This is a genomic window from Sinomonas gamaensis, from assembly GCF_005876955.1.
Classification (GTDB): domain Bacteria; phylum Actinomycetota; class Actinomycetes; order Actinomycetales; family Micrococcaceae; genus Sinomonas; species Sinomonas gamaensis.
The window spans coordinates 143430-149974 of the sequence record NZ_SSCL01000010.1 but is presented as its reverse complement, the minus strand read 5'-3'; the positions used below and the strand labels follow the sequence as shown (position 1 = coordinate 149974).

5 protein-coding genes are annotated in these 6545 nt (G+C 65.3%); 4 read left to right on the top strand and 1 reads right to left on the bottom strand.

Features of this window, described 5'->3' with window-relative positions:
- Positions 1 to 391: 391 nt before the first annotated feature.
- The 4 genes from E5679_RS14265 (at position 392) to kce (ending at position 4889) form a co-directional block, all read left to right on the top strand.
- Positions 392 to 1147, top strand: coding sequence for an IclR family transcriptional regulator (locus tag E5679_RS14265; protein WP_138416978.1), 756 nt, complete (start codon positions 392 to 394; stop codon positions 1145 to 1147).
- Positions 1148 to 1376: 229 nt separating this feature from the next.
- Positions 1377 to 2855 (top strand): MFS transporter, encoded by a 1479-nt coding sequence (locus E5679_RS14260; RefSeq protein ID WP_171042394.1) that lies wholly within the window; start codon positions 1377 to 1379, stop codon positions 2853 to 2855.
- Positions 2856 to 2904: 49 nt separating this feature from the next.
- The gene (locus E5679_RS14255; RefSeq protein ID WP_138416973.1) at positions 2905 to 3816 is read left to right on the top strand and encodes a dihydrodipicolinate synthase family protein; all 912 of its coding nucleotides are present in this window, start codon (positions 2905 to 2907) and stop codon (positions 3814 to 3816) included.
- A gap of 140 nt (positions 3817 to 3956) precedes the next feature.
- Positions 3957 to 4889 carry a 3,5-dioxohexanoate:acetyl-CoA acetone transferase gene (gene kce / locus E5679_RS14250; protein WP_138416971.1) on the top strand — a complete coding sequence of 311 codons (933 nt, stop codon included), beginning with the start codon at positions 3957 to 3959 and terminating at the stop codon, positions 4887 to 4889.
- 152 nt (positions 4890 to 5041) lie between these two features.
- Here kce and E5679_RS14245 read toward each other — a convergent pair whose 3' ends face one another.
- Positions 5042 to 6505 carry an FAD-dependent oxidoreductase gene (locus tag E5679_RS14245; RefSeq protein WP_138416969.1) on the bottom strand — a complete coding sequence of 488 codons (1464 nt, stop codon included), beginning with the start codon at positions 6503 to 6505 and terminating at the stop codon, positions 5042 to 5044.
- Positions 6506 to 6545: the final 40 nt, after the last annotated feature.

Sequence of the window (6545 nt, the reverse complement as noted above, 5' to 3'; positions counted from 1 at the left end):
TGCGGCTTCCGCACCGTCGCCCTCCCGGAAGCCAGCAGCCGGTGAAGCTCAAGGAACCCCAGTGGCGCCGCGAGGGCCAGATGCCGGACTACCGCTTCTCCCTGGCCAACGAGCGCACCTTCCTGGCCGACGGGTGAAGCTCCACCCAATCCGGGATGTCATCCAGCCCCTCGTCGATGCCGAGAGCCACGAAAGAAGCTATCCGCCCCATCGGCGGCCTCACGAAGGGTGAAGGCGGAGGAGAACCGAACGCCGCCTTTGGAACAGTTCCCGGGCATGATTCCGTGGACATATGTGAGGTGCCCGTCCTCTCGGACAATGCGCGATATTTCGAACAGGAGGGTAATCTGCAGTCAGAGACCAGTTGGGTCGGTGATCGAAAGGAGTGGCTGTGGCGCGTCTGACACCTGCCCTGGTGAGGGGCTTGGACGTGCTCGAGCTGTTCATGGATGCCCGGCACGGGCTCACCGCCCCCGAGGTGGTCCAGAGGACCGAGCTTCCCAGGACCACCGTGCACGAGCTACTCGTCACACTGACGGAGCGCGGGTATCTGCGGCGCGACGAGCGCACGAACACGTACCACTTGGGCCTCAGCGTCTTCCGGCTGGGGAATGCCTTCGCCGAGCGGCTGGACCTGCGCGCGGTGGGGCTCCGAGTGGCCGAGTCCGTGGGGGCGAAGTGCGACGAGACGGTTCATGTGGGCATCCTCGACGGTGCCGACGTGGCGTACGTCTGCAAGGTGGACAGCACGCAGTCGGTGCGGATGGTCTCCCGGATGGGGGGCCACGTCCCCGCAAGCTGCACCGCCGTCGGCAAGGCACTGCTCGCCCACCTGCCTGATTCCGAGCGCAAGCGCCTCCTTCGCGGCGGCCTAGCCAAGCTCACTCCCAGGAGCATCAGCGAGCCGCACGTGCTAGCCAACCAGCTGGACGAGATCCGAGCCTCCGGGATCGCCTTCGAGTCCGGCGAGTCCAACCCGGACGTGACGTGCGTCGCCGCCCCCGTCCGAGACCACACCGGTACGGTCGTCGCGGCGCTGAGCATCTCGGTACCCGACATGCGCTGGAGCCAGCGCGCCCCCGCCGAGTGGGCAGGGCTGGCAGCCGAGGGGGCCGCCAGCCTCAGTTCTGAGCTCGGCTACCGCTGAGCGGCGGCTGTTCAATATCTCGAACAGCAGTACGAGATTCTGCCGATGTTCGTTCGCTTCAGCCTTTTTCAGCTCCACCGATTCGAGCTACTGCTTGACCTGTCCGTGGTCTGTCCATAGACTCCCCGTGTTCCAAGTCACCATAACTCTCGGTCAACTGTCACCGTCACTTCGACCAATGTTCGAAATATCGGATGCACACAGAGGTGCTTCCGCGAAAGGAACTCCAATGCCAGCAGCCAGTGTCCCCCCGTCGCAGGCCCCCGCACGGGTGGTGCTGCGTTCGGCGCAGGATGTCACTGAGTTCGTCAACAGCACCCACCTGCACAAGGGGAAGGCCTTCGCGATCACCCTCATCGCGCTGGGCGGCATCTTCCTGGACGCCTACGACTTCACCTCAGTTGCCTTCGGCCTGCCCTATATCGCCAAGGACTTCGCCCTCGACCCGGGGATGCTCTCCCTGGTCTCGGCGTCCATCATGATCGGCGCCCTCGTCGGCTCGGTCTTCGGCGGCTACTTCGTCGACAAGCTCGGACGCTTCAAGGTCTTCATGGCGGACATGGTGTTCTTCGTCGTCGCCGCCATCGCCTGCGCGCTCGCACCGGACGCCTGGACGTTGGTCATCGCCCGCTTCATCATGGGCGTGGGCATCGGCGTCGACTTCCCCGTCGCCTTCAGCTTCCTCGCCGAGTACGCGTCCAACCGCAAGAAGGGCGGGATCATCTCGCTCTGGCAGCCCATGTGGTACGTGGCCGTCGCCTCGACGTTCGCGCTGCTCGTGCCCGTGTACTTCCTCTTCCAGTCGATGCACTGGCCCGAGAATCAGATGTGGCGGATCGTGGTCGGCTTCGGCGCCGTCCCCGCTCTGGTCATCATGCTCGTCCGGCAGAAGTACATGGCTGAATCCCCCTCATGGGCCGCCCAGAACCTGGGCCTCGACGAGGCTGCCAAGATCCTGAAGAAGACCTACGGCGTCGACGCCGAGGTGGCCCCGGACGCCGTCAACCCCCTCGAAGAGCGCAAGCAGTTCCAGATGACCATCGCCCAGGCCTGGGGCAAGCTGGTCAGCAAGAAGTACCGTGCCCGGACGGTGCTATCCGGGGTGATCAACATGGGCCAGTCGATGGAGTACTACGCCGTCGGCTTCTTCGTGGGCCAGATCGTGCTCGCCATGCTGCACACCCAGAACGTCATGACGAACATCGTCTCCTCCCTGATCCTGAACCTGTGCTTCGGGGTCACCGGCGGGTTCATCGGAGCCAGGCTCTCCGGGCGCATCGGCCCGCGCAAGCTCGCGCTCCTCGGCTTCTGCGGCACCTTCGCCTGCATGGTCATCGCCGGCAGCCTCAGCAACGTCGAAGGCGCCTGGTCCGTCCTGGGATCCGTCGTCGTCGGCCTGCTGATCTTCTGCCACGCCGCCGGCCCCGGCGCCCAGGGAATGACCATGGCCACCATGTCCTACCCGACCTCGCTGCGCGGGGCCGGCACGGGCTTCACCCAGATCGGCATCCGCCTCGGCGCCATCGCAGGCCTCGTGTTCTGGCCCCTGGCCACCGCGGCCCTGGGCATGAAGGCCCTGCTCGTCCTCGCCGTCGTCCCGGCCATCGCCATCCTGGTGATCCTGATCAACAAGTGGGACCCGCACGGCCGCGATGTCGACGCCGAAGACTACGAGACCGAAAACGCGCCCGCCGCGCAGACCCGCTGACTAGGCTCGCTCGAGCCGCCTCACACCACACTCCACCAAGGACGACACCATGAGTGCCATCAAGGGCGTTATGCCCGTAGCGCCCACCATCTTTACCGACGACGAGGAACTCGACCTCGCGGGCCAGCGCAGGGTCCTCGACTACCTCGCCGACGGCCAGGCAGACGCCGTCTGCATCCTGGCGAACTACTCCGAACAGTTCTCCCTCACTGACGAGGAACGCGAGCAGGTGCTCGTCACCACCCTCGAGCACGTCCAGGGTCGGATGCCCGTCTGCGTCACCACCAGCCATTTCAGCGCCCGCATCGCCCGCGAGCGCAGCGTGCGCGCACAGGAGCTCGGCGCGGAGATGGTGATGCTCATGCCCCCGTTCTTCGGGGCGACCATGAGGGTCGACGAGGACGGGGTGGTGGAGTATTTCAAGCGAGTTGCCGACGGCCTGGAAATCGACATCATGATCCAGGACGCCCCGATGAGCCCCACGCCCCTCTCTGTCGGACTGCTCGCCAGGCTTGCCAGGGAAATCCCCCAGGTGAACTACGCCAAGATCGAGATGCCCCAGGCGGCCGACAAGCTCCGCGCCCTCGCCTCAGCCGCCGGCGCCGATCTGCCCGGGATATTCGACGGCGAGGAGGCGATCACCCTGATTCCCGACCTCGAAGCAGGCGCCCAGGGCACCATGAGCAGCTGCATGGTCCCTGACCAGCTCGGGAAGATCGTGCGCGACTTCCACGCCGGGGAACGGGACAGCGCGGTGCGCGAATGGGAGGACCTCCTGCCGTTCATCCATTTCGAGAACCGTCAATGCGGCCTGCGGGCCACCAAGGTGCTCATGAAGGAGGGGAACATCATCGGGAGCGACAAGACCCGCGCCCCCATCGGTGAACTCCATCCCGACACCCGAGCCCAGCTGATCGAGATCGCCAAGCGCAAGGACCCCCTCATCCTCCGCTGGGCGTGAGCCCGCCGAAGGAAGATTTCCTTGTGGGGGGATACTGCCAGCATGGCCGTATCCCCCCGGCAGTCCCCTAATCCCCAAGGTCAACGGCACGCGATAGCCGTCGGCGGCCACGCCGAAGAGCTCTACTGAAGGGTCCTCCCGTGTCCACAAAACGCAAAGTCATCATCACCTCTGCCGTCACCGGGGCGATCCATACCCCGTCCATGTCCCGTTTCCTTCCGGTCAGCGCGGAGGAGATCGCCGAGGCCGCACTCGGGGCGGCCGAGGCAGGTGCCGCCATCGTGCACCTGCACGCCCGAGACCCGAAGGACGGGCGCCCATCCCAGGATCCGAAGCACTTCGAGCCCATCCTGGAGAAGCTCAAAGCCAACACGGACGCGATCATCAACATCACCACCGGCGGCTCACCGCACATGACGGTGCAAGAGCGCATGCGGCCGGTGATCGCTTTCAAACCCGAGCTGGCCAGCCTCAACATGGGCTCGATGAACTTCGGCCTGTACCCCATGCTTGATCGGTTCAAGGAATTCGAGCACGAATGGGAACGCGAGTCGCTCGAAAAGTCGCGCGACCTGGTCTTCAAGAACACTTTCGCCGACATAGAGACGATCCTCGGGATCGGAAACGCCAATCGGACCCGCTTCGAGTTCGAGTGCTACGACATCTCCCATCTGAACAACCTCGCACACTTCCGCTCCCGCGGACTCGCGCGCGGGCCGTTGTTCGTCCAGTCGGTATTCGGGCTGCTCGGGGGCATCGGAGCCCATCCCGAGGACCTCATGCACATGCGCCGCACGGCCGATCGCCTGCTGGGCGAGGACTACCTGTGGTCCGTGCTCGGCGCTGGCAGGAACCAGATGCCGCTGGCCGCGATCGGGGCTGCCATGGGCTCGCACGTCCGTGTGGGCTTGGAGGATTCCCTATGGATCGGCCCGGGCGAGCTCGCCAAGAGCAATGCAGAGCAAGTGGCCAGGGCGCGCACCATTTTGGAGGCCCTCAACTTCGAGATCGCCACCCCCGATGAGGCGCGGCAGATGCTCCAGCTCAAGGGCCGCGAAAACGTCGGGTTCTAGCCCTCGGAGTTGGAACTAGGATTCGGCGGCTGGAGGCTGCCGGCTCCCTTCGAGGGAGCCGGCAGCTCTCGCCAGCCTCAGCGCGCCTGAGCCCATCCGGCGAGAGGCCCTCGGCGTCGGCAAGGCGTTGGGCGAAGGGATGCGCCCTCTTCTTACAGCCTCGTTGGCTCGAGGCCGGCGTCGACGTCTGCTGCTATGCCTGGTGCCGACGGGATTCGAGCTGTCCTTTCAAGCAATGCGCCTTGGGCGCGGAGGGTCTCCTGCAGCAGGGCGATCGGGACGTCCCTGGCGAAGGTGCCTGCTTTCGCGCTGAGGGCCGCGAGGGTTCCGGCCGCATGACCGGTGACCATGCAGACCGCCTGGCCTCTGATGGACCCCGCGGCCTCATGGGTGGCCGAGATGCACCGTCCTCCCACCGTGACGTTGTCTAGGTCGCGCGGAATGATGCAGCCGACAGGGATGCCGAAGGATTTCTTGATCGGCCAGAGCGTGACGCCACCTCCTTTGACCTTGGATCCGAGGACTTCGGCGTCGGGTTTGACGTCGTGGATGTCCAGTGGGTAGGAGCCTCTGCCGATCTGGTCGGGGAAGTCGCGTCCTTCGAGGACATCTTCTTTCGTCAGCAGGTACCGGCCATGGATGTGGCGGCTTTCGCGCACGCCGAGCTGGTACGGAGCGGCAATGATATGCGTGTCTTCGAAGCCTGGGACGTACTTGCGGAGGAAGCGAACGACTTCGAGCATCTGCAGCTGGGCAGCGACTTCGCCTTCGCTGACATCGTCCGGGTCCGTGCCGTTGAGCCCATGGACCCGGGTGATATTGATGGTGACTTCACTGCGCCCGGGCAGTGTGTTCATGCCGAGCCGTGCGCGGGGGACGTGGAAGTCTCCTGCAGCTTTGGCCTTGTCAATGAGGCTGGCGAAGCCTTCGAGGCTTGCTCCGGGGGTACTGCGCAAATAGTCGATGTCGTAGTCGCGCCCCGTCCAGCCTTCCGGCGCCTGGCAGTCTTCCGGGTGCTCAGCCAAGTAGCCCCAGACGCGATCCATATTCACGCTTCCGACTCGGAAGATGCGGCTGGCCGGCTGGGTGAGCTGGTCCCCGTCCCGACCGAAGGCGAAGGACCCGCCAGCGTGGGCGACGACGTCGGCGTCGCTCGAGCAGTCCACCACTGCCGTGGCGGGGATGACTTCCAGTCCTCGCTTGTTCGCCACGAGGAGCCCGGTCAGCCGCCGCCCGTCGGTCATGGCATCTACCACCGTGGAATGGAAGAGCATGCTGACACCGGCCTCTTGGGCCATCTCGAGCAGGACGAGCTTGAGCAGCTCCGGGTCCTGGCCTAGCACGGAGCCGAACTGCGGGTCGATGCTGGCCTCAGTGGCCCCGCCGATCGTCTGGAGGCGGGCGACCAACTCGCGTCCCACTCCCCCGAGGGCCCAGTAGCCCTCGCCGTCGAGCGAACCGAGAAGGGCCATCCCGAGGGACAGGACGCCCCCAAGGTGCCCATAGCGTTCGACGACCAGTGTTCTGGCGCCCGTCCGGGCGGCGCCGATCGCGGCAATTGCACCTGCCGTCCCGCCGCCGACAACGACCACATCGTATTTCTCGCGTACTCGCATTGCGTGTCCTCCGTCAGTTCTACTTGAGGTTGTCCTGAAA

Coding starts and splice junctions, on each gene's coding strand:
- E5679_RS14255 (WP_138416973.1), top strand. CDS start 2,905: ATGAGTGCCATCAAGGGCGTTATGCCCGTAGCGCCCACCATCTTTACC.
- E5679_RS14245 (WP_138416969.1), bottom strand. CDS start 6,505: ATGCGAGTACGCGAGAAATACGATGTGGTCGTTGTCGGCGGCGGGACG.
- E5679_RS14260 (WP_171042394.1), top strand. CDS start 1,377: ATGCCAGCAGCCAGTGTCCCCCCGTCGCAGGCCCCCGCACGGGTGGTG.